Source organism: Streptomyces sp. NPDC034043, from assembly GCF_055575675.1.
The window spans coordinates 335,220-357,339 of the sequence record NZ_JBVISF010000004.1; the positions used below are offsets into that span (position 1 = coordinate 335,220).

Annotated in this window: 19 protein-coding genes; 5 read left to right on the top strand and 14 right to left on the bottom strand. The window is 72.5% G+C overall.

What is annotated here, in order from left to right:
- Positions 1-62 precede the first annotated feature (62 nt).
- The gene (locus tag ACZ51S_RS12855; protein WP_388934233.1) at positions 63-602 is read right to left on the bottom strand and encodes an alkyl hydroperoxide reductase; all 540 of its coding nucleotides are present in this window, start codon (positions 600-602) and stop codon (positions 63-65) included.
- A gap of 3 nt (positions 603-605) precedes the next feature.
- Positions 606-1,160 (bottom strand): peroxiredoxin, encoded by a 555-nt coding sequence (locus tag ACZ51S_RS12860; RefSeq protein WP_388934231.1) that lies wholly within the window; start codon positions 1,158-1,160, stop codon positions 606-608.
- Between the two features lie 135 nt (positions 1,161-1,295).
- Between ACZ51S_RS12860 and ACZ51S_RS12865 the strand changes: the two genes are divergently transcribed.
- A complete protein-coding gene (locus ACZ51S_RS12865) occupies positions 1,296-2,243 on the top strand; it encodes a hydrogen peroxide-inducible genes activator (protein WP_468475557.1) in 948 nt (315 codons plus the stop codon).
- A 47-nt stretch (positions 2,244-2,290) separates the two neighbouring features.
- Here the strand turns inward: ACZ51S_RS12865 and ACZ51S_RS12870 are convergent, their stop codons facing one another.
- The 5 genes from ACZ51S_RS12870 to ACZ51S_RS12890 form a co-directional block, all read right to left on the bottom strand.
- Positions 2,291-4,645 carry an FtsX-like permease family protein gene (locus tag ACZ51S_RS12870; protein ID WP_468960732.1) on the bottom strand — a complete coding sequence of 785 codons (2,355 nt, stop codon included), beginning with the start codon at positions 4,643-4,645 and terminating at the stop codon, positions 2,291-2,293.
- Positions 4,642-5,328, bottom strand: coding sequence for an ABC transporter ATP-binding protein (locus ACZ51S_RS12875; RefSeq protein WP_468475559.1), 687 nt, complete (start codon positions 5,326-5,328; stop codon positions 4,642-4,644). The genes ACZ51S_RS12870 and ACZ51S_RS12875 overlap by 4 nt, the downstream gene beginning before the upstream one ends.
- A complete protein-coding gene (locus tag ACZ51S_RS12880) occupies positions 5,325-5,849 on the bottom strand; it encodes a PadR family transcriptional regulator (protein ID WP_388934221.1) in 525 nt (174 codons plus the stop codon). Before ACZ51S_RS12880 ends, ACZ51S_RS12875 begins: the two co-directional genes overlap by 4 nt.
- A 173-nt stretch (positions 5,850-6,022) precedes the next feature.
- Positions 6,023-6,343: a type II toxin-antitoxin system antitoxin gene (locus tag ACZ51S_RS12885; RefSeq protein WP_468475560.1), complete on the bottom strand. Its 321-nt coding sequence runs from the start codon at positions 6,341-6,343 to the stop codon at positions 6,023-6,025.
- A complete protein-coding gene (locus ACZ51S_RS12890) occupies positions 6,340-7,251 on the bottom strand; it encodes an SPFH domain-containing protein (RefSeq protein ID WP_468475561.1) in 912 nt (303 codons plus the stop codon). The genes ACZ51S_RS12885 and ACZ51S_RS12890 overlap by 4 nt, the downstream gene beginning before the upstream one ends.
- Positions 7,252-7,495: 244 nt before the next feature.
- Between ACZ51S_RS12890 and ACZ51S_RS12895 the strand changes: the two genes are divergently transcribed.
- Entirely contained in the window at positions 7,496-9,769 is a 2,274-nt protein-coding gene (locus ACZ51S_RS12895) for a transglycosylase domain-containing protein (RefSeq protein WP_468475562.1), read from the top strand.
- 87 nt (positions 9,770-9,856) lie between these two features.
- Here the strand turns inward: ACZ51S_RS12895 and ACZ51S_RS12900 are convergent, their stop codons facing one another.
- The 3 genes from ACZ51S_RS12900 to ACZ51S_RS12910 all read right to left on the bottom strand — a co-directional run bounded on the left by ACZ51S_RS12900 (position 9,857) and on the right by ACZ51S_RS12910 (position 14,440).
- Entirely contained in the window at positions 9,857-11,962 is a 2,106-nt protein-coding gene (locus ACZ51S_RS12900; protein ID WP_468475563.1) for a SpoIIE family protein phosphatase, read from the bottom strand.
- Between the two features lie 251 nt (positions 11,963-12,213).
- Positions 12,214-12,933: a cytidylyl-2-hydroxypropylphosphonate hydrolase gene (gene fomD / locus ACZ51S_RS12905; RefSeq protein WP_388934207.1), complete on the bottom strand. Its 720-nt coding sequence runs from the start codon at positions 12,931-12,933 to the stop codon at positions 12,214-12,216.
- 103 nt (positions 12,934-13,036) lie between these two features.
- The gene (locus ACZ51S_RS12910; protein WP_468884490.1) at positions 13,037-14,440 is read right to left on the bottom strand and encodes a class II fumarate hydratase; all 1,404 of its coding nucleotides are present in this window, start codon (positions 14,438-14,440) and stop codon (positions 13,037-13,039) included.
- Between the two features lie 107 nt (positions 14,441-14,547).
- On the opposite strand from ACZ51S_RS12910, the gene ACZ51S_RS12915 reads away from it, so the two are divergent.
- Positions 14,548-16,077, top strand: coding sequence for a ricin-type beta-trefoil lectin domain protein (locus tag ACZ51S_RS12915; RefSeq protein ID WP_468475565.1), 1,530 nt, complete (start codon positions 14,548-14,550; stop codon positions 16,075-16,077).
- A gap of 91 nt (positions 16,078-16,168) precedes the next feature.
- Here ACZ51S_RS12915 and ACZ51S_RS12920 read toward each other — a convergent pair whose 3' ends face one another.
- The 3 genes from ACZ51S_RS12920 to ACZ51S_RS12930 all read right to left on the bottom strand — a co-directional run bounded on the left by ACZ51S_RS12920 (position 16,169) and on the right by ACZ51S_RS12930 (position 19,452).
- Positions 16,169-16,942, bottom strand: coding sequence for a glycerophosphodiester phosphodiesterase (locus ACZ51S_RS12920; RefSeq protein WP_468475566.1), 774 nt, complete (start codon positions 16,940-16,942; stop codon positions 16,169-16,171).
- Positions 16,943-16,998: 56 nt separating this feature from the next.
- Positions 16,999-17,619: a hypothetical protein gene (locus tag ACZ51S_RS12925; RefSeq protein ID WP_468800991.1), complete on the bottom strand. Its 621-nt coding sequence runs from the start codon at positions 17,617-17,619 to the stop codon at positions 16,999-17,001.
- A 162-nt stretch (positions 17,620-17,781) separates the two neighbouring features.
- Entirely contained in the window at positions 17,782-19,452 is a 1,671-nt protein-coding gene (locus ACZ51S_RS12930; RefSeq protein WP_468475568.1) for a fumarate hydratase, read from the bottom strand.
- A gap of 149 nt (positions 19,453-19,601) precedes the next feature.
- On the opposite strand from ACZ51S_RS12930, the gene ACZ51S_RS12935 reads away from it, so the two are divergent.
- Positions 19,602-20,270 carry a DUF1707 SHOCT-like domain-containing protein gene (locus ACZ51S_RS12935; protein WP_468475569.1) on the top strand — a complete coding sequence of 223 codons (669 nt, stop codon included), beginning with the start codon at positions 19,602-19,604 and terminating at the stop codon, positions 20,268-20,270.
- A gap of 131 nt (positions 20,271-20,401) precedes the next feature.
- Entirely contained in the window at positions 20,402-20,803 is a 402-nt protein-coding gene (locus tag ACZ51S_RS12940; RefSeq protein ID WP_388934188.1) for a WhiB family transcriptional regulator, read from the top strand.
- A gap of 154 nt (positions 20,804-20,957) precedes the next feature.
- Here ACZ51S_RS12940 and glpX read toward each other — a convergent pair whose 3' ends face one another.
- Complete coding sequence (gene glpX / locus ACZ51S_RS12945; RefSeq protein ID WP_388934184.1) at positions 20,958-21,989, bottom strand: class II fructose-bisphosphatase; 1,032 nt, start codon at positions 21,987-21,989, stop codon at positions 20,958-20,960.
- Between the last annotated feature and the right edge of the window lie 131 nt (positions 21,990-22,120).

Genomic DNA, 22,120 nt, shown 5'->3' on the forward strand with positions numbered 1-22,120 from the left:
GCCCCCGCCGCCCTTCGGGGCGGCGGGGGCACGGTGACGCACAGGAATACCCGTACGGGTGACTACTCGGCGGCGAGGGCCGCTTCGGCGTCGAGGGTGACGGCGACGGCCTGGATCACCGAGGCGATCTTGAAGGCCTCCTGGACCGTCTCACGGCCGACGCCCGCCTTGCGCAGGACCTGCTCGTGCGAGTCCAGGCACTGGCCGCAGCCGTTGATCGCGGAGACCGCGAGCGACCACAGCTCGAAGTCGACCTTCTCCACGCCCGGGTTGCCGATGACGTTCATCCGCAGGCCCGCGCGCAGCGTGCCGTACTCCGGGTCGGAGAGCAGGTGGCGCGTCCGGTAGAAGACGTTGTTCATCGCCATGACCGCCGCGGCGGACTTGGCGGCGGTGTACGCCTCCGGGGACAGCGCGGCCTTGGCCTCCGGCTCCAGTTCACGCAGGACCCGCGGGGAGCGGGCGGCGATCGCGCAGGACAGGACGGTGCCCCACAGCTGCTGCTGGGTGAGGGTGTCCTGGTTCCCGATGACCGAACCCAGGTTCAGCTTCAGGTCCTTCGCGAAGTCCGGTATGGCCGACTTCAGGGTGTCGAGCGACATCCGTCACTCACCGGCCAGCAGGGCGCCGGCGTCCAGGGTGCTGTCGCCCTTGTTCCAGTTGCAGGGGCACAGCTCGTCGGTCTGCAGGGCGTCGAGGACCCGCAGGACCTCCTTGGGGTTACGGCCCACGGAGCCGGCGGTCACCATGGCGAACTGGATCTCGTTGTTCGGGTCCACGATGAAGACGGCGCGCTTGGCGAAGCCGTCCTCGCCCTCGACGCCGCAGGCCTGCATCAGCTCGTGCTTGACGTCGGCCAGCATCGGGAAGGGCAGGTCACGCAGGTCGGCGTGGTCCTTGCGCCAGGCGTGGTGGACGTACTCGGAGTCGCCGGAGACGCCGAGGACCTGCGCGTCGCGGTCGGCGAACTCGTCGTTCAGCTTGCCGAACGCGGCGATCTCGGTCGGGCAGACGAAGGTGAAGTCGGCAGGCCAGAAAAACACCACGCGCCACTTGCCCTCGTAGGACTTGTGGTCGATCTGCGCGAACTGCTTGTCGGCCTCGAGGGAGACGCAGGCGGTCAGATCGTAGGCGGGGAACTTGTCACCGACAGTGAGCACACTCACTCCTTGCGGAATGGAAAGTGACCCTTTTGGGGGCTTTCCGAAGGGGTTGGACGGATCTCACATGCTGGCACAGCAGCATTGATTACGGAAATAGCTACTCTTGTGGTGGGTGATCGGAGGTACCTATCAGTGGCTGTCAGTAGTAGAGGACCGAAGCAGCCGACGCTGGCGCAGCTGCGCGCCTTCGCGGCGGTCGCCGAGCACCTGCACTTCCGCGACGCCGCCGCGGCCATCGGAATGAGCCAGCCCGCGCTCTCCGGTGCCGTGTCCGCGCTGGAGGAGGCCCTCGGGGTGCGGCTGCTGGAACGCACCACCCGCAAGGTGCTGCTCTCCCCGGCGGGGGAGCGGATCGCGGTGCGGGCCCGCGGCGTGCTCGACGCGCTCGGCGGGCTGCTGGAGGAGGCCGACGCGGTACGGGCCCCCTTCACCGGGGTGCTGCGGCTCGGGGTGATCCCGACGGTGGCCCCCTACCTGCTGCCGACCGTGCTCGGGCTCTTCCACCGCAGCTACCCCGGGATGGACCTCCAGGTGCACGAGGAGCAGACGGCCTCGCTGCTGGAGGGGCTGGCCGGCGGACGGCTGGACCTGCTGCTGCTCGCCGTGCCCCTGGGCATGCCCGGGGTCACCGAACTGCCGGTCTTCGACGAGGACTTCGTCCTGCTGGCGCCCCGCGAGCACCCGCTGGCCGGGCGGCGCGACATCCCGCGCGAGGAACTGCGCGGCCTCCAGCTGCTGTTGCTCGACGAGGGGCACTGCCTGCGCGACCAGGCCCTGGACATCTGCCGCGAGGCGGGACGCGGGGCCGGAGCGGACGTCACCACCACCGCGGCGGGGCTGTCCACGCTCGTCCAGCTCGTCGCGGGCGGACTCGGGGTGACCCTGCTGCCGCGCACCGCGCTGCGGCTGGAGACGGCCCGCAACGAGCACCTGGCGACGGGCTACTTCGCCGAGCCGGCCCCCTCGCGCCGGATCGCGCTGGCCATGCGGAGCGGGACGGCCCGGCAGGAGGAGTTCCGGGCCATCGCGGCGGCGCTGCGCGAGGCGGTCCGCCCGCTGCCGGTGTGGCCCACCGACTGAGGCGGGCCGCACCGGCGGCGGGGCGCGCCGGAAGCGGGGCGCGCCGGTTACTCCGTACGCAGCCCGTCCGGGCGCATCATGCGCAGCAGCGGCGGCAGCGACAGCAGGGTGACCGCGGCGACCACCCCGGCCCCGGCGCCGGTGAGGGCGAGCACCGAGGTCCAGTCGACGCGGACCGGGACGGCGGCCATCCGGCTCAGGACCGCGCCCAGCCCGACGCCGACGGCCGCCGCCAGGGCCAGCCCGAGGGCGACCGGCAGGGCCGACTGCCACAGCACCGACAGGGTCAGCGTGGAACGCCTGGTCCCGAAGGCGACCAGCGCAGAGAGGAGCCTGCGGCGCTCGCGCAGCTGCTCCAGCTGGGAGACCAGCAGGCTGGTGCCGATCAGGACCAGCACTCCCGTCGCGCCGAAGAACAGCCCGACGCGGATGCGGGCGTAGCCGGCGTCCTCCTGCGTGGACCGCAGCGTCATCGCCGTGGCGAACGGGTCCGCCTTGAAAGCGGCCGTCCGCACCCGCTCCAGGGCGTCCGGATCGGAGTCGTCCAGCTGGACGTAGACCTCCGCCGACCGGGCGCGCCCCAGGTCCTCCGGGGCGGCGGCGTGGGTGACCAGCAGGCCGTGGCGGAGCACGCCGACGGGGTCCTCGCGGGCCGGGACGGTTCGCGCACCGGCCGGGAAGGTCCACTCGGCGGTCTTCCCGCCCACCGCGGCCGACTCCTCGGCGGAGAGCGTGACGTCGCCGGCGAGGACCCGGTCACCGGGACGGACGGGAGCTTCGAGGGGGCCGCCCGCCAGGACGAAGGCGTCGCCGTCCTGGCAGGAACCGAGCTCCGCGACCTCGGCGAGCGCCTCGCAGCTGCCGACGGTCACCGGGACCGCCGGGCCGCCGGGGACGGACCCCTTGGGCGCCGCGTTGACCCGGCCCAGCGGTACGGCCCGGGTGACGCCCGGGGTCGCGGAGATCCGCCGGCCGAGGGCCTCCAGACCGGACTCGGTGCCGCTGTGCAGCAGGAGCGCCACCGACGCCCGGGACGGGTCGTGCCCGGTCTCCTCGGTGAACTCGTCCCCGGTGCCCGTGAAGAGCATCTGCAGGGCGATGGCTCCGGCGACCGCCACCGCGATGCCGTTGACCAGACGGACGGACGGGCCGCTGGAGACCTGGAGGCGGCGCACGGCCAGCTGCCAGGAGACGGGACCGCCGCGCAGCCGGCCGAGGAACCGTTCCAGCAGCCACGGCAGCAGGGCGGTGACCCCCACCAGCAGCAGTGCCACGCCACCGGTGACCTGCCACTCGTTGAACCGGCCGTGGTCGTCTCCCCGGCCCGCCAGCGGTGCGAGCAGGCCGAGCCCGCCCAGCGGCAGCAGCAGCCGCCACCAGACGCGGCGCCGGGCCGGCGCGGCGGTGCGCAGCACGCCCAGCGGCTCGATGACGACCCCGCGCAGCGTGAACAGGGTGACGGCCACCGCCGCGAGGGGTACGGCGAGCACGACCAGGGCCACCAGCTGCGGCGAGGGGTCGAGGTCGGCCGGGAAGACGCTGCGGTCGCCGATCGAGAGGGAGCCGGCCAGCCGGCGGCCGGTCAGGAAGAAGGCGGAGCCCAGCACCAGCCCGGCCACGGCCCCGACCAGCGCCTCGCCGGCCGCGATCCGGCGGACCGTCCGGCCGTCGGCGCCGACCAGCCGCAGCGCGGCGAGCCGCAGGTCGCGTCGCTCGCCGCCGGAGCGGACGGCGGCCGCGATGAACACGGCGACCGGCGTCAGCAGGGCCACGATGGTCAGCACGACGATGAGCATCAGCACCGGGCTGAGCGGCTGGGTCCCCCGGAGGTCGGCGAAGCCGGTGACGCGCTGGACGCGGAACTCGCCGGGCTCGGGTGCCGGGAGCCGGTCGGCGCCCTGGTAGAAGGCGAGTTCGGCCGGGCCGGTCAGCCCGGCGTCGCCGATGACCCCGCTGATCCTCCCGTCGAGGCGTTCGCGCAGCAGCGCGCCGCCGGGGGAGCGCAGCAGCTCGCCCAGGGCGGGCGAGACGGCCAGCTCGCCGGGGGCCGGGAAGGCCTTCAAGCCGGGTGGCAGCGGGGCGTCGGGGCCCTCCGGCCGGAGCAGCCGGCCCTCGATGTCCCGGCCCCGGTAGCTCATGTCGGCGCTGCCGATCAGCAGGGTGTCCCTGCCCGGCGCCGCGGCCTCGGGGGCCGACCGGGTGGACCGGGCGTCACCGCGCTCGTCGCGGGCGGTGAGCGCGCCGGGGACCGCCGTACTGATGAGCAGCAGCGCCACGCCGAGGCCGACGCCCACGCCGGTGAACAGCGTGCGCAGCCACCCCTCGCGGCCGCCGCCGAGGGCGAAGCGGGCGCCCATGGCGAGGTCCCGGGACCAGGCCCGGGCCGTGCCGGGAGCGCTCATACGATCCGCTCCATGTCGCGGGAGCGGCCGTCGCGCATGACGATCTCGCGGTCGGAGTACGCGGCGACGCGGGTCTCGTGCGTGACGAGGACGACGGCGGCGTTCGCGGACCGGGCGGCCTCGGTGAGCAGCTGCATCACCAGTTCGCCGTTGAGGGAGTCCAGGGCGCCCGTAGGCTCGTCCGCGAAGATCACCCGGGGTCCGCCGACCAAGGCCCGCGCCACGGCCACCCGCTGGCCCTGCCCGCCGCTGATCTCGCCGGGGCGCTTGGCCCCGAGGTCCTCGACCTGGAGCCGCTCCATCCAGCGCAGCGCGGTCCGCTCCGCGTCCTTGCGCCCGGTCCCGGCCAGGCGCAGCGGCAGCGCCACGTTCTCGACGCAGGTCAGTTCCGGGACCAGCTGGCCGAACTGGAAGACGAAGCCGAACTCGCCGCGGCGCAGGGCGCTGCGTTCGGCGTCGTCCATCGAGGACAGCTCGCGGCCGGCGTAGGTGACGCTGCCGGAGTCGGGGGTGACGATCCCGGCGAGGCAGTGCAACAGCGTCGACTTGCCGGAGCCGGAGGGCCCCATGACGGCGACGACCTCGCCGGGGTGGATGGAGAACTCCGCGCCGTCGAGGGCCTTGGTGGGCCCGTACGCCTTGTGCAGGCCGGCGGCGGAGAGCAGGGTGCCGGCGGGGGTCATCGGCGTACCTCACGGGCGAGCTGGTCGAGGCGGGCGGCGGTGAGCTCCAGCCAGCGCAGGTCGGCCTCCAGGTGGAACAGGGCGTGGTCGCAGACCAGCTGGTCGGCGATGTCCCCCTTGCGCTTGCGCTGGGTCAGGATGCGCATGAGCCGCAGGTGCTCGGCGCGCTGGGTGTCCAGGAGCCCGTCGGCGCTGCGGTGGGTGAGCAGGGCCAGGACCACCTTGGTGTACAGGGTCGACTGGAGGTACGGCTCGGGCTTCTCGGGCTGGGAGAGCCAGTGCTCGACGTCGGTGATGCCGGCGTCGGTGATGGCGTACCGCTTGCGGTCGGGGCCGCCGCCGCTCTCGATCCCCTCGACCTCGACGAGGCCGTTCTTCAGGAGCCGGGACATGGTCGAGTAGACCTGCCCGTAGGCGAGGGGGCGGTCGTGGCCGAAGGTCTCGTCGAAGGCGCGCTTGAGGTCGTAGCCGTGGCGCGGGCCGGCCTCCAGGAGGCCGAGCAGGGTGTGGCCGATGGACATGCCGCGACTATACATGTGGTGTATACGCGCGGTGTATAGATCGGCGGCGGCGGTCTCCGGGCTGCTGTGATCCGCGGCGCCGGGCGCGCCGGAAGGCCCGTCGGCAGGGCCGACGGGCCTTCTCGGGCGTGCGGGTGCGGGGCCTCCCGCGCGTACGGCCCCGCAGGGCGCGGTCAGGAATCCGGTGCGTTGCGGGGGCGGCCGCGCGGGGGGATCGGTGCGGCGCCGCCCGGGAGGCGGCCCGACTCGGACAGGGCCCGGCGCAGCAGGAACTCGATCTGCGCGTTGGCGCTGCGCAGCTCCTCCCCGGCCCAGCGCGCGAGCGCGTCGTAGACCTGCGGGTCGAGCCGCAGGAGCACCTGTTTGCGCGCCTGCCGTGCCGCCCGGCCCGCCCTGGTGTCGCCCGCGGCCGGGCCGGTGTCCCCGCCCGGGGCGGGACCGGAGCCGGCCCCCTGGCCCTGGGGGCCGCCGGGGCGGGACGCGGCGGGGCTCACTGGTAGAGGGTGCCCGCGTTGATGACCGGCGTGGCCGCGCGGTCGCCGCAGAGCACCACCATCAGGTTCGAGACCATGGAGGCCTTGCGCTCCGGGTCCAGGTCCACGATCTCCTCCTCGGCCAGCCGGGTCAGGGCGAGCTCCACCATGCCCACCGCGCCCTCGACGATCTGCTTGCGGGCCGCCACGACCGCGCCGGCCTGCTGGCGCTGGAGCATCGCGGAGGCGATCTCCGGAGCGTACGCGAGGTGCGTGAAGCGGGACTCGATGATCTGCACGCCCGCCGCCTCGACCCGGGTCGCCAGCTCGACCGCGAGCTTCTCGGTGATCTCCTCGGCGTTGCCGCGCAGCGACAGGCCGCCCTCGTCGTGGGAGTCGTAGGGGTACTCGATGGCGATGTGCCGGACCGCCGCCTCGGTCTGCGTCTCGACGAACTCGGTGAAGTCCTCGACCTCGAAGACGGCCCGCGCGGTGTCGGCGACCTTCCACACCACGACCGAGGCCAGCTCGATCGGGTTGCCGTAGGCGTCGTTGACCTTCAGGACGGCCGTCTCGTGGTTGCGCACGCGGGTGGAGATCTTCTGACGCGAGGTCAGCGGGTTGACCCAGCGCAGCCCGTCGGCGCGGATCGTGCCGCGGTAGCGGCCGAACAGCTGGACCACCCGGGCCTCACCCGGGGCCACGGTGTTCAGCCCGGTCATCGCGAAGAGGGAGCCGAGGACGAGCAGGAAGCCCAGCGGGATCAGGGCCGCCTTGACGGCCGTCGCCTCCGACACCGCGGCGAGGGCGATCAGGACCGCTCCGCCGGCCACCCCCGCCAGCCCGGCCAGCAGGGCCGGGCCGCCGCCGACGCTCCGCGCCGTGAACTCCCGTACGTCAGCCGGTCGCGTGTCTGCTGCGATCGTCATGGAATGCCCCCGTTTGTTCCGTTAGGTCCGGTCGTCGTCGACCGTGATGCCCTATCAAAGTGATATCACTTTTTGCGGACACCGCAACCCTTCCGGCATCGTGGGCGTCGGTTCCATCGGAGTGGGTGCTGATTCTCACGTCCGAATTGACCGGTATTGATCTGAATTGATCAAACTTTGTCACAGCCTGCGGTGTTAGTTTTCTGAGCTGACGTCGGGGGGGTAATCGAGCGGAGCGGGAGCGATGGGCCGAGCAGATGCGCGACGGGCGCAGCAGCAACGCGGTGCGCGGAAAGCGCCGAGCGGGCGCGCCGGCGGGCGCACGGACAAGGCGACCGGGAAGCGCAGCGGCATACGCCGCTTCCTCAACTGGAAGACGCTCCTCGGGACTTTCCTCGGCGGCATGCTCCTGCTGGTGATCGCGGCGATCGTCCTCTACTTCTTGGTGGACGAGCCGACCGACCCGAACAAGACCGCGACGCTCCAGAGCAACACGTACAAGTACGCCGACGGCTCTCTCATGGCCCGCACCGGCGACATGAACCGCGAGATCGTCCCGCTCGACAAGGTCCCGGAGGACGTCCGGACGGCGTTCATCGCCATCGAGAACAAGACCTTCTACCAGGACCGCGGCATCGACGTGATGGGCGTGGGCCGAGGCCTCGTCAACACGGTCCGGGGCAAGGGCACGGCCGGTGGTTCGACGATCACCCAGCAGTACGTCAAGAACTACTACCTGACCCAGGACCAGTCGCCGACCCGCAAACTGCGGGAGCTGATCATCTCCCTCAAGGTCGACCAGCGCATGGAGAAGGACGACATCCTCGCCGGTTACCTGAACACCAACTTCTACGGCCGCAACGCCTACGGCATCCAGGCCGCCGCCCAGGCCTACTACGGGGTCGACTCGGACAAGCTGACCCTGGAGCAGGGCGCCTACCTCGCCGCCGTCATCCAGGCCCCCAGCCAGTACGACTGGGCCACCGCGGGCCCCAACGGCAAGCGGCTGGTCATGATCCGCTTCAACGCCGTCCTCGACAACATGGTCGAGATGGGCAAGCTGGACAAGGCCAAGCGCGAGACCCTGAAGTTCCAGGAGCCGGTCAAGCCCAAGCCGCGTCCGGGCATGGACGGGCAGAAGGGCTACCTCATCCAGGCCGCCGAGGTCGAGATGAACCGGCAGGGCATCAAGGACTCCGAGATAGCCGCCGGCGGCTGGACGATCACCCTCGCCATCGACAAGAAGAAGCAGGCCGCCCTGGAGAAGGCCGTCCAGGACGAGCTGGAGTCCAAGCTGGAGCGCAAGAACACCAAGGACCGGCCCCAGGACCAGTCCGTCCAGGCGGGCGCCACCTCCGTGGACGCCAAGACCGGCCACATCGTCGCGATGTACGGCGGCGTGGGCCTGACCGAGAAGTCCGCGAGCAACGCCCTGCGCACCGACTACCAGCCGGGCTCCACCTTCAAGCCGATCGTGCTGGCCTCCGCCCTGGAGAACGGGGCGAAGACCCAGGACGGGCGCCCGATCACCCCGAACGCCCTGTACGACGGCACCAGCAAGCGTCCCGTGGTCGGCAGCGACACCCCGTTCGCCCCGGAGAACCAGGACGACATCAACTACGGCGACCCGATGATCACCCTCCAGGAGGCCACCAACTCCTCGGTGAACTCCGTCTACGCCCAGCTGATCGTCGACGCCAAGCCGGCGAACGTGAAGAAGACGGCCCTCTCCCTCGGCATGGTCGACCGCGAGGGCTGGCTCGCGGACAAGCCCGCCATGTCGCTCGGCACCATGAGCGCCAACACCGTGGAGATGGCCGCCGTCTACGCCACGCTCAACAGCCACGGCAAGAAGGTCACCCCGACCATCATCAAGAAGGCCGAGCACAAGGACGGCGAGTTCAAGCCCGTCAGCCCCATCGGCTCCCAGGTCCTCACCAGCACCACCGCCGACACGGTCACCAAGGTCCTCACCGGCGTCGTCGAGGAGGGCTCCGGCAAGGCCGTGCGCAGCTCCGCCTACGAGGCCGCGGGCAAGACCGGCACCACCGAGAAGAACGTGGCCGCCTGGTTCACGGGCTACACCCCGGAACTGGTCACCGTCGTCGCCATGTTCGGCGAGGACCCCACCACCCACAACCAGGTCACCCTGACCGGTACCGCCGGCAAGGGCCGCGCGGGCGGCTCCAGCTTCCCCGCGCAGATCTGGCAGGCGTACACCACGGCCGCGCTCAAGGGCCAGACCACCGGCCGGTTCGACCTGTCGGACGCCAAGATGGGCACCCCGCCGCCCGCCCGCACCGCCAGCCCGACGGCCAGCCCCACCGGCTCCGTCTCCCCGTCGCCGACCAGCTCCGGCATCCGCCCGTCCGGCACCCCGGACCCGTCGGCCAGCTCAGGCAAGCCGACTCCGCCGACGCAGAACCCGACGCCGCCGACCCAGAAGCCGACGCCGCCGACGCAGAAGCCGACGCCGCCGACGAAGGACCCGACGCCGCCGATCCTGCTGGACCGCTAGACACGGCTCAAGGTCCCGGGCACGTACGGCCGCGGCCCCGCAGCGATCACGCTGCGGGGCCGCGCCGTTTCCGCGTACTCCTGCCCTTCAGGCCCGTTCGTGCGCCCCCGGCAGCGGCAGCTCGAACCAGACCACCTTCCCGCTGCTCAGGCGGGTCGCGCCCCACCGCCGGGCGAGGCGGTTGACCAGGAACAGGCCGCGCCCGCCCTCGTCGGTCTCCCGGGCCCGCCGCTGGCGCGGCAGCTGCGGGGAGTCGTCGCCGACCTCGCAGCGCAGCACGTCCGTACGCAGCAGGCGCAGCGTCACCGGCCGCTCGGCGTACCGGACGGCATTGGTGACCACCTCGCTGACCAGGAGCTCCAGCGAATCGCTCAGCTCCTCCAGGTCCCAGCGGGCCAGCGCCCGCCGGGCGAACCGGCGCGCCCGGCCCGGAGCGGTCTCCTCCGGGTCGAGGAACCAGTACGCCACGTCGCTGGGCGCGATCCCCTCGAAGCGGGCCGCCAGCAGCGCGATGTCGTCGTCCCGGTCGCCCGGGCCCAGCATGTCCAGCACGTCGTCGCAGAGGGCCTCCAGCGGAGGCGAGTGGTCCAGCCCCGTCAGCTGGGCGGTGGCGGCCAGGCGCTCGCGCAGCTGCTCGATGCCCGTCCACACGTCCCGCAGCCGGGACTCCACCAGCCCGTCCGTGTACAGCAGCAGGGTGGCCCCGGCCGGGGCGTCCAGCTCCACGGCCTCGAAGTCCACGCCGCCGACGCCGATGGGGGCACCCGGCGGGACGCGGAGCACCTCGGCGCGGCCGCCCAGGTGCAGCAGCACCGGCGGCGGATGGCCGGCGTTGGCGATGGTGATGCGGTGCGAGACGGGGTCGTAGACCGCGTACAGGCAGGTGGCCATGCGGTCGGAGCCCAGCCGCTGGGCCTGCTCGTCCAGATGGTGCAGCACCTCGGCCGGCGGCAGGTCCAGCTGGGCCAGCGTCTGCGCGGTGGTGCGCAGCTGGCCCATGATCGCCGCCGAGGTCATGGAGTGGCCCATGACGTCCCCGACGACCAGCGCGACCCGGCTGCCCGGCAGCGGTATGGCGTCGTACCAGTCACCGCCCACCCGGGCCGTCTCGGCGGCGGGCAGGTAGCGGGAGGCGAGGCGCACCCCGGTGGGCTGGGGGAGGCCGTCGGGCAGCATGGTGCGCTGGAGCTCGTCGGCGATGTACGCCTCGCGTCCGTAGAGCACGGCCTTGTCGATGCCGAGCGCGGTGTGCGTGGCCAGCTGGGCGGCGACGAGCAGGTCGTTCTGCTCGAAGGCGTCCCGGTCCGGGGTGCGCAGGAAGACCGCCGCGCCGATCACGCGCCGGCGGCCCCGCAGCGGGGCCAGGATGGCCCGCTGGCCGCGCGGCACGGGATGGTCGCCACCCAGCAGCTCCGGGAGCGCGTCCTTGGCCCCGGCGGCCGACCCGAAGACGGGCCGTACGCCGCGCAGGACCTCGGCGAGGGCCCCGCCGGGGCGGATCTCGCACAGCTCGGCCGCGGGCAGGTCGCCCTGCGGGCCGACCAACGGCAGCTGGCTGAAGTCGAGTTCGCCGCCGGACCCGGCGCCGCCGGCGCCCTCGGCGGCGTCGGTCAGGTCGTCGATCGGCCGGAGCCGGTCGGTGCGGCGCAGCCTTAAGACGACCGGGCCGGAGGGCCGTTCGTCGCCGACGGGCAGCGGGTCGCGCAGGTAGACGAGGATGGCGTCGGAGAAGGTCGGCACGGTCGCCCGGCACAGGCCGAGGACGATCTCGTCGAGGTCGATGCCGCGCGCGATCCGGCGCGTGGCGGCGCCGACGAAGCGCAGCCGGTCGCCCTCGCGCCGCGCCACGCCGACCTCGCCCGGGGCGGAGCCGGTGCCCGGGAGCGCCCGTACCGCCGCCGCGGCGGCGGCCGGGTCGCCCGGGGTCCCGTCGGCCTGCCCGCCGCCCGGGACGCGCCGGCCCGCGTTGCGCGCGGCCCGGCCGTCGCGGTCGCGCGCGGCGGCCGGGGCGGTGTCCGCCGGGGCGTGCCCGGCGCCCTCGCCGGTGGTGCCGCGCGGGCGCGGGAAGTCGGCATGCGTGCGTACGGCCTCGGCGGCCGCGATGGGGGCCTTGCCGTGGCCGAGCTCATCCGTACCTCCGCCGGAGGCGACGGTGGGCTGCGGGCCCTCCTGGGAGGTGGGGTACTCCGTCACGCGTGGAATTCCGTCCGTTCGCGCTCGATGTGCGCTGCACTCAACTCGGTCAGTCGCGGTATACCCGCTCAGCGGCGGGGGCACCACCACCCCCGGGTACCGCGTCCCGCTCGTTACCTTTCGCTCGCGTCGACCTCCGGTCAAGTCCCCGTCGCCGCAGGTCATTTACGGGCGCGGGACCGGCCGGGCCCCCCGCGTACGACCGGCGGAGGACGATCCTACGTTTGAACCCCGGGGGCGCATCAAGGGTCTCATGAGGTCATATGCGCGGGGGTGCGGTCCCAGTCCTCGGGCAGAACCGGAACTCCCCAGGCCGGATCGGGCCTCCAGTCCTGCCATCCGTCGCAGAACGGAGCCCCCCAGGCCTTGACGACCTCCACCGCCGCGCGCCCCGCGTCCACCACGCGGCGCGCCTGCCGCCGGTCCATCAGGCCGATCCGCTGCGCCTGCGCGAACTCGTCCTCGTCCAGCCACTTCCAGCTGCGGTCCGGGTAGACCGCGATGTCGAGGAAGTGGTCCACGGAGTCGACCCCGCCGGACCACCGGGTGCGCGGCTCCTCCAGGTTCACGTACCAGTTCTTCAGGTGCCAGTCGCCGTCCCAGAACAGCCAGACCGACCACGGCTCCCCGGGCCGGGCCAGCTTGAGCACGCCCCCGCCGAACCAGCGCGAGCGCGCGGTGGTGCGCGGCGCGGTGTACCGGGTGGCGAGCGGCTCCCGGTGCACCGGAGTGCCGTCGGCCAGTACCGGCCGGACGCATTCGGTGCCGGGCGCCATCCATACGGCGAGCAGGTCGTCGGTGTCCCGCACCACCGTCACCGGGCGGGCGATGTGGAACCCGCCGTCCGGCCCCGGGGCGTGGTCGCGGTAACGCCAGAGGATCTGCTCCCCGGGCGCCCAGTGCTTCTCCCGCGTCCCGCCACGCGCGGCGGGACGCGCCGCGTCGCCCCCAGGGCCGTAGGTACCTGTCATGCGCAGATCTTAGGTCGGCGGTCCCCCGAGATGCTGCGGTGCAGGTCACGGAGGGGGCCGGGGACGGTAAACGACCGGATTCGGCCCCTGTCCGGAACCGGCCTCAAGGGCGCGTCATCCGCAGGACGTCGAGCGCCTCGTCCAGCTGAGCGAGGGTGAGCGCCCCCCGGTCGACGTAGCCGGACTCCAGGACGACCTCCCTGATCGTCTTCCGCTCGGCGAGCGCCCGCTTGGCCACCTTGGCGGCCTCCTCGTACCCGATGTACCGGTTGAGCGGGGTCACCACCGAGGGCGAGGACTCGGCGTACTCCCTGGCCCGCTCGGCGTTGGCGGTGATCCCGTCCACGGTGCGGTCGGCCAGCAGCCGGCTCCCGTTGCCGAGCAGCCGGACCGATTCCAGCAGGTTCCGGGCCATGACCGGGAGCATCACGTTGAGTTCGAAGTTGCCGGCGGCGCCCGCCACGGCGACCGTCGCGTCGTTCCCCATCACCTGCGCGGCGATCATCAGTACCGCCTCGGGGACGACCGGATTGACCTTCCCGGGCATGATCGAGGACCCCGGCTGGAGATCCGGCAGATTGATTTCGGCCAATCCGGTGCGCGGACCGGAGGCCATCCAGCGCAGGTCGTTGCAGATCTTGGTGAGCGAGACGGCGATCGTACGGAGCACCCCCGAGGTCTCCACCAGCGCGTCCCGCGCCCCCTGGGCCTCGAAGTGGTTGCGGGCCTCGGTCAGCGGCAGCCCCGTGGCCCGGGCCACCTCGGCGATCACGGCGGCCGAGAACCCGGGCGGGGTGTTGATGCCGGTGCCCACCGCCGTGCCGCCCAGCGGGAGTTCGGCCAGCCTCGGCAGGGAGGCCCGCAGCCGTTCGACGCCGTAGCGGACCTGGGCGGCGTACCCGCCGAACTCCTGGCCCAGGGTCACCGGGGTGGCGTCCATCAGGTGGGTGCGCCCGGCCTTGACCACCCCGGCGAACTCCTCGGCCTTGCGCTCCAGTGCCTCCGCGAGGTGCTCCAGGGCCGGGACCAGCTCGCGGGAGACGGCGGCGGTGGCGGCGATGTGGATCGACGAGGGGAAGACGTCGTTGGAGCTCTGCGAGGCGTTCACGTGGTCGTTGGGGTGGACCTCGCGCCCGAGCCGCTCGGTGGCCAGGGTGGCGATCACCTCGTTGGTGTTCATGTTGGACGAGGTCCCCGACCCGGTCTGGAACACGTCGACCGGGAAGTGCTCGTCCCAGCGCCCCTCGGCGACCTCGGCGGCGGCGGAGCCGATCGCCCGCGCCACGTCCTCGTCCACCACCCCGAGCCTGGCGTTGACGAGGGCCGCGGCGGCCTTGATCCGGGCGAGCGCCTCGATGTGGGCGCGCTCCAGGCGCTGTCCGGAGAGCGGGAAGTTCTCCACCGCGCGCTGGGTCTGCGCGCGCCACTTGGCGTGCGCGGGGACCCGTACCTCTCCCATGGAGTCGTGCTCGGTCCTGAAGTCCTGCGGCTGCTGATCGTCGGTCATCTTCGTAGCCTCCTCAAAAACTTGAGCAATTGTCTTGTTCGAACTGTTCCCATCTCCCCTACCGGCCAGTAAATACCGGTGGTAACACCGATATCGGGGAGGCGTTCATGGCACGTGCCCGCACGAAACCCAGGCTCAGATCTACCTTCGCCGCCGTCGCGGCGTTCGCGGCCGCCCTCGGGGGCGTCACCGCCATCACCCCCATGGCCCAGGCGGCCCCCGTCGCATCCGGCTCGATCACCCCCCTGCCGCCGGAACTGGAGGCCGTCCGCGCCGCCGAGGCCACCAGGATCTACGGGGACCCGGCCATCCGGCCGCCCGCCGAGCGCAAGACCGGCCTGATCTCCCTCGGCGACAGCGAGATCTCCGGCGAGGGCGTCGGCACCTACGACCCCGCCACCAACACCTCGTCCAACCAGTGCCACCGCTCACCCGACGCGGCCATCCACCGCACCGGCATCCCCGCCGACCTGACCTTCAACGTCGCCTGCTCCGGCGGCTACACGGGCAACATCCGCATCGGCGGCAGCAAGCAGTACGCCGACGAGCTGGTGCAGAGCGACAGCCTCGCCATCAAGGCCCGCAACACCAGGATCAAGATGGTGGTGCTGGTCGCCGGCGCCAACGACGACCTCCAGTTCGGCCCGGTCATGACCGACTGCGTCACCCGCTGGGTGCTCAGCCAGGGCACCTGCGAGCCCAAGTACGCCCCCGGCTGGCAGGCGCGCGTCGACGGGCTCAGGCCCAAGGTCGAGGCGACCGTCGCCGACCTCAAGACGGTCATGCGCGACGCCGGCTACGCCGACTCCGACTACAAGCTGGTCCTGATGGGCTACCCCAGCCCCATCGGCCCCGACTTCAACGACAACCCCAACTTCCCCGGCAAGCTCCCCGGCGGCTGCGCCGGCTACGACTCCGACGCCACCTGGGGCCGCAACCACGCCGTCCCCGCCTTCGAGAAGGGCATGCGCGCCGCCGCCCGGGCCTCCGGCGCCGTCTACCTGGACAACTCCCGGCTCTTCCACGGCCACGAGGTCTGCATGGAGGACGCCTGGGCCCGCGGGCTCTACCTGGACCTCGGGGACCACTTCCCGTGGGACGAGAACACCGCCCGCCAGTCCTTCCACCCCAACTACCGCGGCCACGGCGCCTTCGCGTCCTGCCTGACCCAGCTCTACTCCTCCGGCCTGCGCGAGGCCTCCTGCGCCGACCCGGCGAGCACCGGCACGCCCGTCCTCCAGCCCGGAGCCTGGGACGACCTCTACCGGCCCCTCAAGAACGAGGCCACCGGCAACTGCCTCGACTCCTCCGGCGGCTCCAGCGCCAACGACACCAAGGTGGTGGGCTGGGACTGCCACGGCGGCCGCAACCAGGGCTGGTGGTACGACTCCTCGAAGAAGTCCCTCCACATCGAGCTCACCCACGACCGCTGCCTGGACGCCCCGGGAGCCAACTACGGCGCCGGCACCGGCCTGATCCTCTACAACTGCCACGGCGGCGCCAACCAGCGGTTCGTCCGCGACGGCGCCACCCTGCGCCCCGCCGCCTCCCCCGGCATGTGCCTGACGGTCCCCGCCGCCCACGAGCAACTGCGCCTCCAGCCCTGCAACGGCTCGGCGAACCAGCGCTTCGTGTAACCCCCGCCCCCTCACCGCCACCGGACCCCCCACACCCGGCCGGACCGAACCCGGCCGGGTGTTCCCACGTCAGGGGAGGGACGCGACGGCGTCACAGCGCTTCCAGCTGCTCCCGGACCAGACGGGGCCGGTTGGTGATGATCGACTCCACCCCGAGCCGTACGCACAGCTCCACGTCCTCGGGCTCGTCCACGGTCCACACCCGCACCCGCAGCCCCTTCGCCCTCAGCCGCCCCACCAGCCCCGGGTCCCGGCGCACCAGGTCGATACCCGGACCGGCGTGCCCCGCGAACGGCGGGCGCGGGGGCCGCAGGCTCCGCTCGATCAGGTACACGGCGGGCAGACCGGGCGCCAGCCGGTGCATCCGCATCAGCGCGCCGCGGGAGAAGCTCATCACCTCGACGCGGCCGTCGGAGCCGTCGGCGAGCCCGTGCTCCTTCAGGACCCGCACCAGCTCGGCCTCCAGCCGGCCGCCCGCCCGGGTCGGGTGCTTGGTCTCCACCGCCAGCCCCACGGGCCGGTCCGCCGCCAGGGCCTCCCTGAGCAGGTCCTCGAAGAGGAGCACCCGCGCACCCCGGTGCTCCTCGCCCTTCCAGCCGCCGAAGTCGAACGCCGACAGCTCCTCGTACGTCATCGCGGAGACCACGCCCCGCCCGTCGGAGGTCCGCTCCACCGTCCGGTCGTGCACGCACACCAGCCGCCCGTCACCGCTGAGGCGCACATCGCACTCCAGGGCGTCGGCCCCGTCGGCGATGGCCTTCCGGTAGGCCTCGATGGTGTGCTCGGGGTGCTCGTGCGAGGCCCCGCGGTGCGCGACCACCCGGACGGCGCGGGCGGTGCGGGGGGACGAGAGCGTCGGTGCCATGCGGGGATCCTTGCGAACCGGGGTGAACGGCCCGGTGCGGGCCTGTGACCCCGACGTTAACCGGAGACCCCGGCACGCGCCGGTCGCGGGGCCAGCGGGGCGGGGGTCACCTTGAAACCGCCCTTGACCACCTCCGTGAAGGGGGCCGGGGCCATGCAGGTGCCCACGGGGGCCGCGGAGGCGGATCCGTCGGCCTTCACGTCGACGTTGGCGATGCCCCAGGAGAAGCCGACCCGGTCCGGGGCCCCGCGCTCGCCGTCCTGGACGCTGATCCCGATCCGCTTGCCCTCCCAGCCGACGTTCGAGGAGGTGACCACCGCGGTCACCGTGGCGGTCCTGCCACCGGTGACCATGCAGTCCACCTCCGCCTCGGCGACGCCGGTGAAGTCCTGGTCGGGCATGGCGTGGAAGACGGTCACCTTGCCGCGCGCGTCGACCGGCATCCCCTGCTCCCCGCCCGGAGCCGGGAAGGGCCTGCTCCAGGGGGCGGCCTCGGCGTCGACGGTGAAGCGGATGTCGTGGTCCGCGGGCACGTACGGGTACGAGACCGTCCCGCCGCCGTGCACCGAGGCGGGCTTGTGCGCGGTGGGCGTGGCGGGGGCCGGAGCGGCGGCGACCAGCGTCGCGACCAGGGCGGCGGAGCCGGCCAGGGCAAGGGTCCGCGTACGGTTCCTCATGGTGAACTCCCGGTGAGAGAAGGCTGTTTCGCTTACGGGAACAGCCTCGCCGGGTCCCGCCGGCACGGCATCTGCCCATCGGCCGACATGCGCGAGGGCCCCTCCCCCGGGCGGGGGAGGGGCCCTCGGTCCCGCGGGCCACGGACGGCCCGGGCGGAGGCGCTACGACAGCTGGGACCCCTGGCGCACCGGGATGTGGGTGAACGTCGGCTCCGGGGCCGGGTTCTGGAAGAAGTCGTTGCCCTTGTCGTCGACGACGATGAAGGCCGGGAAGTCCTCGACCTCGATCTTCCAGACGGCCTCCATGCCGAGCTCCTCGTACTCCAGGACCTCGACCTTCTTGATGCAGTCCTGCGCCAGGCGCGCCGCCGGACCGCCGATCGAGCCCAGGTAGAAGCCGCCGTGCGCGCCGCACGCGTCCGTCACCTGCTGCGAGCGGTTGCCCTTGGCCAGCATGACCTTCGAGCCGCCCGCCGCCTGGAACTGCTCGACGTAGCTGTCCATGCGGCCGGCCGTCGTCGGGCCGAAGGAGCCGGAGGCGTAGCCCTCGGGGGTCTTCGCGGGGCCGGCGTAGTACACCGGGTGGTCCTTGAGGTACTGCGGCATGCCCTCGCCCGCGTCCAGCCGCTCCTTGATCTTGGCGTGCGCGATGTCGCGGGCCACGACCAGCGGTCCGGTCAGGGACAGCCGGGTCTTGACCGGGTGCTTGGTGAGGGTCGCCAGGATCTCGTCCATCGGCTGGTTCAGGTCGATCCGCACCACGTCCGCGGACTCGTCGAGGTGCGAGTCCTCGGTCTCCGGCAGGAACCGCGCCGGGTCCGTCTCCAGCTGCTCCAGGAAGACGCCCTCGGCGGTGATCTTCGCGACCGCCTGGCGGTCCGCCGAGCAGGAGACGGCGATCGCGACGGGCAGGGAGGCGCCGTGGCGGGGGAGGCGCACGACGCGGACGTCGTGGCAGAAGTACTTGCCGCCGAACTGCGCGCCGATGCCGATCTTCTGGGTCAGTTCGAAGACCTGCTGCTCCAGGTCCAGGTCGCGGAAGCCGTGGCCGAGGGGCGAGCCCTCGGTCGGGAGCTCGTCCAGGTAGTGGGCGGAGGCGTACTTGGCGGTCTTCAGGGCGTGCTCGGCCGAGGTGCCGCCGACCACGATCGCCAGGTGGTACGGCGGGCAGGCCGCCGTGCCGAGGGAGCGGATCTTCTCCTCCAGGAACTTCATCATGGAGGCCTCGTTGAGGACCGCCTTCGTCTCCTGGTAGAGGAAGGACTTGTTGGCGGAGCCGCCGCCCTTGGCCATGAAGAGGAACTTGTACGCGCCGCCGTCGGTCGCGTACAGCTCGATCTGCGCGGGGAGGTTCGAGCCGGTGTTCTTCTCCTCCCACATGGTCAGCGGGGCCATCTGCGAGTAGCGCAGGTTCAGCTTCGTGTACGCGTCGTAGATGCCGCGCGAGAGCGCCGCCTCGTCGCCGCCCTCGGTCAGCACGTTCTGGCCGCGCTTGCCCATGACGATGGCCGTGCCCGTGTCCTGGCACATCGGCAGGACCCCGGCCGCCGCGATGTTCGCGTTCTTCAGGAGGTCGAGCGCGACGAACTTGTCGTTCGAGCTCGCCTCCGGGTCGTCGATGATCCGGCGGAGCTGCGCCAGGTGCGCGGGGCGCAGGAAGTGCTGGATGTCGTGGATGGCCTCCGCGGCGAGCGTGCGCAGCGCCTCGGGCTCGACCTTGAGGAACGTACGGCCGTCGGCCTCGAAGGTCGAGACGCCCTCCGAGGTCACCAGCCGGTAGGGGGTGGTGTCCTCGCCCAGGGGCAGCAGGTCGGTGTACGCGAACTCCGGCATTTGGGTAGCCATTCCTCACTCGGCGGACAGCGCTGGCGACCAATTGGCAGCGCGACTGTCAAGCGTAGGACCTCTCGCGCCGACTGTGTCTGTGAGGTAAGGCTCACCCAGCACTATCGCGATCTATCGTGTTTCGCTATGCTGTCGGCGTGGACCTGGAAAAGCACTCCGCCGCCCCTGCCCCCGCGCCCGCCGCCGGGCCCTCCGGCCTGCGCGCCTCCGACGCCGACCGGGACCGGATCGCGCAGACCCTCTCGGACGCCCTCGCGGAGGGCCGGCTGAGCCCCGAGGAACACGCCGAGCGCCTGGACACCCTGTACGCCCTCAAGACGGTCGGGGAACTGGAGGTCCTCGTACGCGACCTCCCGGCGGCCGGGGCCGCCCACCGGACGGCGGCCGCGCCCGCCGTCGCGCCCCCGCCGGCCGCCGGACCCGTCGAGACGGTGGTCGCGGTGTGCAGCAGCTCGGCCCGCAAGGGCCGCTGGCGCCCCGGAACCCGCACCCGTGCGGTTTCCGTCATGGGCGACATCACGATCGACCTCACCGAGGCCGTCTTCGAACAGCAGGTCACCGAGATCACCGTCACCAGCGTCCTGGGCAACGTCGAGGTCCTCGTCCCGGAGAACGTCACCCTGCGCGGCTACGGCAGCGGCGTCCTCGGCAACTTCGAAGTGCGCGGCGAGGGCCTCGCCGCCGACCCTCAGGCCCCCGTGGTGATCGTCCGCGGCTTCGCCCTGCTCGGCAACATCGAGGCCAGCCCCCGGCGCGGCTCCCGCCTGGTCGACCTGGCCGCGAAGCGCCGCGAACGCCGGGACTGAATCCGACCGGACGGCGTCCGGTTTCGGACGAACCCGTCCGCCCCGGCGGCACGCGGCGCTTAGCGGCACGCGCAGCGGGTAGGGACTGGTGCATCGTCTCTCGCTCGCGTATACGTCGTCAGGAGTAGACCGTGCCGCATCCGCCGCATCAGTCCCTGCAGGCCGCCGCCGTCCAGAGTCTTCAGACGCGTCCGGCCGCCGTGCCGAAGCCGCGGGTTCCGGCCAGGGAAGAGGACGGCCCATGGCACGCCGAGGCCGTCTGCCGCAGGGATGAGGCGGGGCTCTTCTTCGCGCCGTCCAAGGAGCCGACCGCGGCCCGGCTCGCCCGCGAGGAGGCCGCCAAAAGGGTCTGTGCGCGCTGCCCCGTGATGGTCGCCTGCCGGGAGCACGCCCTGCTCCAGCCCGAGCCGTACGGGGTCTGGGGCGGGCTCACCGCCGCCGAGCGCCGCGTGGTGCTGGGGCGCAGGCGGCGCCGGGCCGCCGAGCTGCTCCCCGGCGCGGGCGCGCCCGGCCAGGTCGCCGCGGCCGGCTGACCGGCGCGGCGCTCGGCGCCGGCGCCCCCGGCACCGCCACCCCGGCCCCTCGACCACCGCACCCCGCCACCGCACCGCGCCGCGGACACGCCGAAGGGGCGGTCCCCCGCACAGGGACCGCCCCTTCGCCGTGCCGTCGGCGGCCGGACCGCTCCTACTGGGCGCGGTCGAAGTCGATGTCGCTGTAGGCGCGCAGCTTCGACAGGCGGTGCGTGGAGTCGATCTGCCGGATCGTGCCCGACTTCGACCGCATGACCAGCGAGGACGTGGTCGCGGTCTCCGAGCGGTAGTGGACGCCGCGCAGCAGCTCGCCGTCCGTGATGCCGGTGGCGACGAAGAAGACGTTCTCGCCGGACACCAGGTCGTTCGTGGTCAGGACGCGGTCCAGGTCGTGGCCCGCGTCGATCGCCTTCTGGCGCTCCGCCTCGTCCTTGGGCCACAGCTTGCCCTGGATGACGCCGCCGAGGCACTTTATGGCGCAGGCCGAGATGATGCCCTCGGGGGTGCCGCCGATGCCCATGAGCAGGTCGACGCCCGTGCCCTCGCGGACCGCCATGACCGAGCCCGCGACGTCGCCGTCGGAGATGAACTTGATCCGGGCGCCGGTCTCGCGGATCTCCCTGACGATGCCCTCGTGACGGGGGCGGTCCAGGATGACGACCGTGACGTCCTCGGGGGCGATGCTCTTGGCCTTGGCGACGCGGCGGATGTTCACCGAGACGGGGGCGTTGATGTCGACGAAGTCAGCGGCCTCCGGGCCGGTGACCAGCTTGTCCATGTAGAAGACCGCGGACGGGTCGAACATGGTGCCGCGGTCGGCGGCGGCCAGGACGGCGATGGCGTTGGGCATGCCCTTGGCGTTGAGCGTGGTGCCGTCGATCGGGTCCACGGCGATGTCGACCTCGGCGCCGGTGCCGTCGCCGACGTGCTCGCCGTTGAAGAGCATCGGCGCTTCGTCCTTCTCGCCCTCGCCGATGACGACGACGCCGTTCATCGAGACGGTGGAGATCAGGGTGCGCATCGCGTTGACCGCGGCACCGTCGGCGCCGATCTTGTCGCCGCGGCCGACCCACCGGCCCGCGGCGAGGGCCGCGGCCTCGGTGACCCGTACGAGTTCCAGGGCGAGGTTGCGGTCAGGCGAATCGGGAGCGACTTCGAGCTGGGGCGGCAGGTTGTGCTCGGTCATCGGAGCGCACCTTTCTGTACGACGACGGCCGGGATGTGAGGGTGCTGGAACTCTATCGGTTCATCGACATATTGAGCAGACCGGGTCACGTATGAGCGGAATATCGGTGCGCCCGTACGGCTGAGCGGACA

Excerpts from the sequence above, each read along its gene's own strand:
- glpX (WP_388934184.1), bottom strand. The coding sequence starts at position 21,989 with ATGACCGAGCACAACCTGCCGCCCCAGCTCGAAGTCGCTCCCGATTCG.
- ACZ51S_RS12920 (WP_468475566.1), bottom strand. The coding sequence starts at position 16,942 with ATGGCACCGACGCTCTCGTCCCCCCGCACCGCCCGCGCCGTCCGGGTG.
- ACZ51S_RS12875 (WP_468475559.1), bottom strand. The coding sequence starts at position 5,328 with ATGACCCCCGCCGGCACCCTGCTCTCCGCCGCCGGCCTGCACAAGGCG.
- ACZ51S_RS12880 (WP_388934221.1), bottom strand. The coding sequence starts at position 5,849 with ATGTCCATCGGCCACACCCTGCTCGGCCTCCTGGAGGCCGGCCCGCGC.
- ACZ51S_RS12915 (WP_468475565.1), top strand. The coding sequence starts at position 14,548 with ATGGCACGTGCCCGCACGAAACCCAGGCTCAGATCTACCTTCGCCGCC.
- ACZ51S_RS12930 (WP_468475568.1), bottom strand. The coding sequence starts at position 19,452 with ATGCCGGAGTTCGCGTACACCGACCTGCTGCCCCTGGGCGAGGACACC.
- ACZ51S_RS12895 (WP_468475562.1), top strand. The coding sequence starts at position 7,496 with ATGGGCCGAGCAGATGCGCGACGGGCGCAGCAGCAACGCGGTGCGCGG.
- ACZ51S_RS12855 (WP_388934233.1), bottom strand. The coding sequence starts at position 602 with ATGTCGCTCGACACCCTGAAGTCGGCCATACCGGACTTCGCGAAGGAC.
- ACZ51S_RS12925 (WP_468800991.1), bottom strand. The coding sequence starts at position 17,619 with ATGAGGAACCGTACGCGGACCCTTGCCCTGGCCGGCTCCGCCGCCCTG.
- ACZ51S_RS12910 (WP_468884490.1), bottom strand. The coding sequence starts at position 14,440 with ATGACCGACGATCAGCAGCCGCAGGACTTCAGGACCGAGCACGACTCC.
- ACZ51S_RS12890 (WP_468475561.1), bottom strand. The coding sequence starts at position 7,251 with ATGACGATCGCAGCAGACACGCGACCGGCTGACGTACGGGAGTTCACG.
- fomD (WP_388934207.1), bottom strand. The coding sequence starts at position 12,933 with ATGACAGGTACCTACGGCCCTGGGGGCGACGCGGCGCGTCCCGCCGCG.
- ACZ51S_RS12870 (WP_468960732.1), bottom strand. The coding sequence starts at position 4,645 with ATGAGCGCTCCCGGCACGGCCCGGGCCTGGTCCCGGGACCTCGCCATG.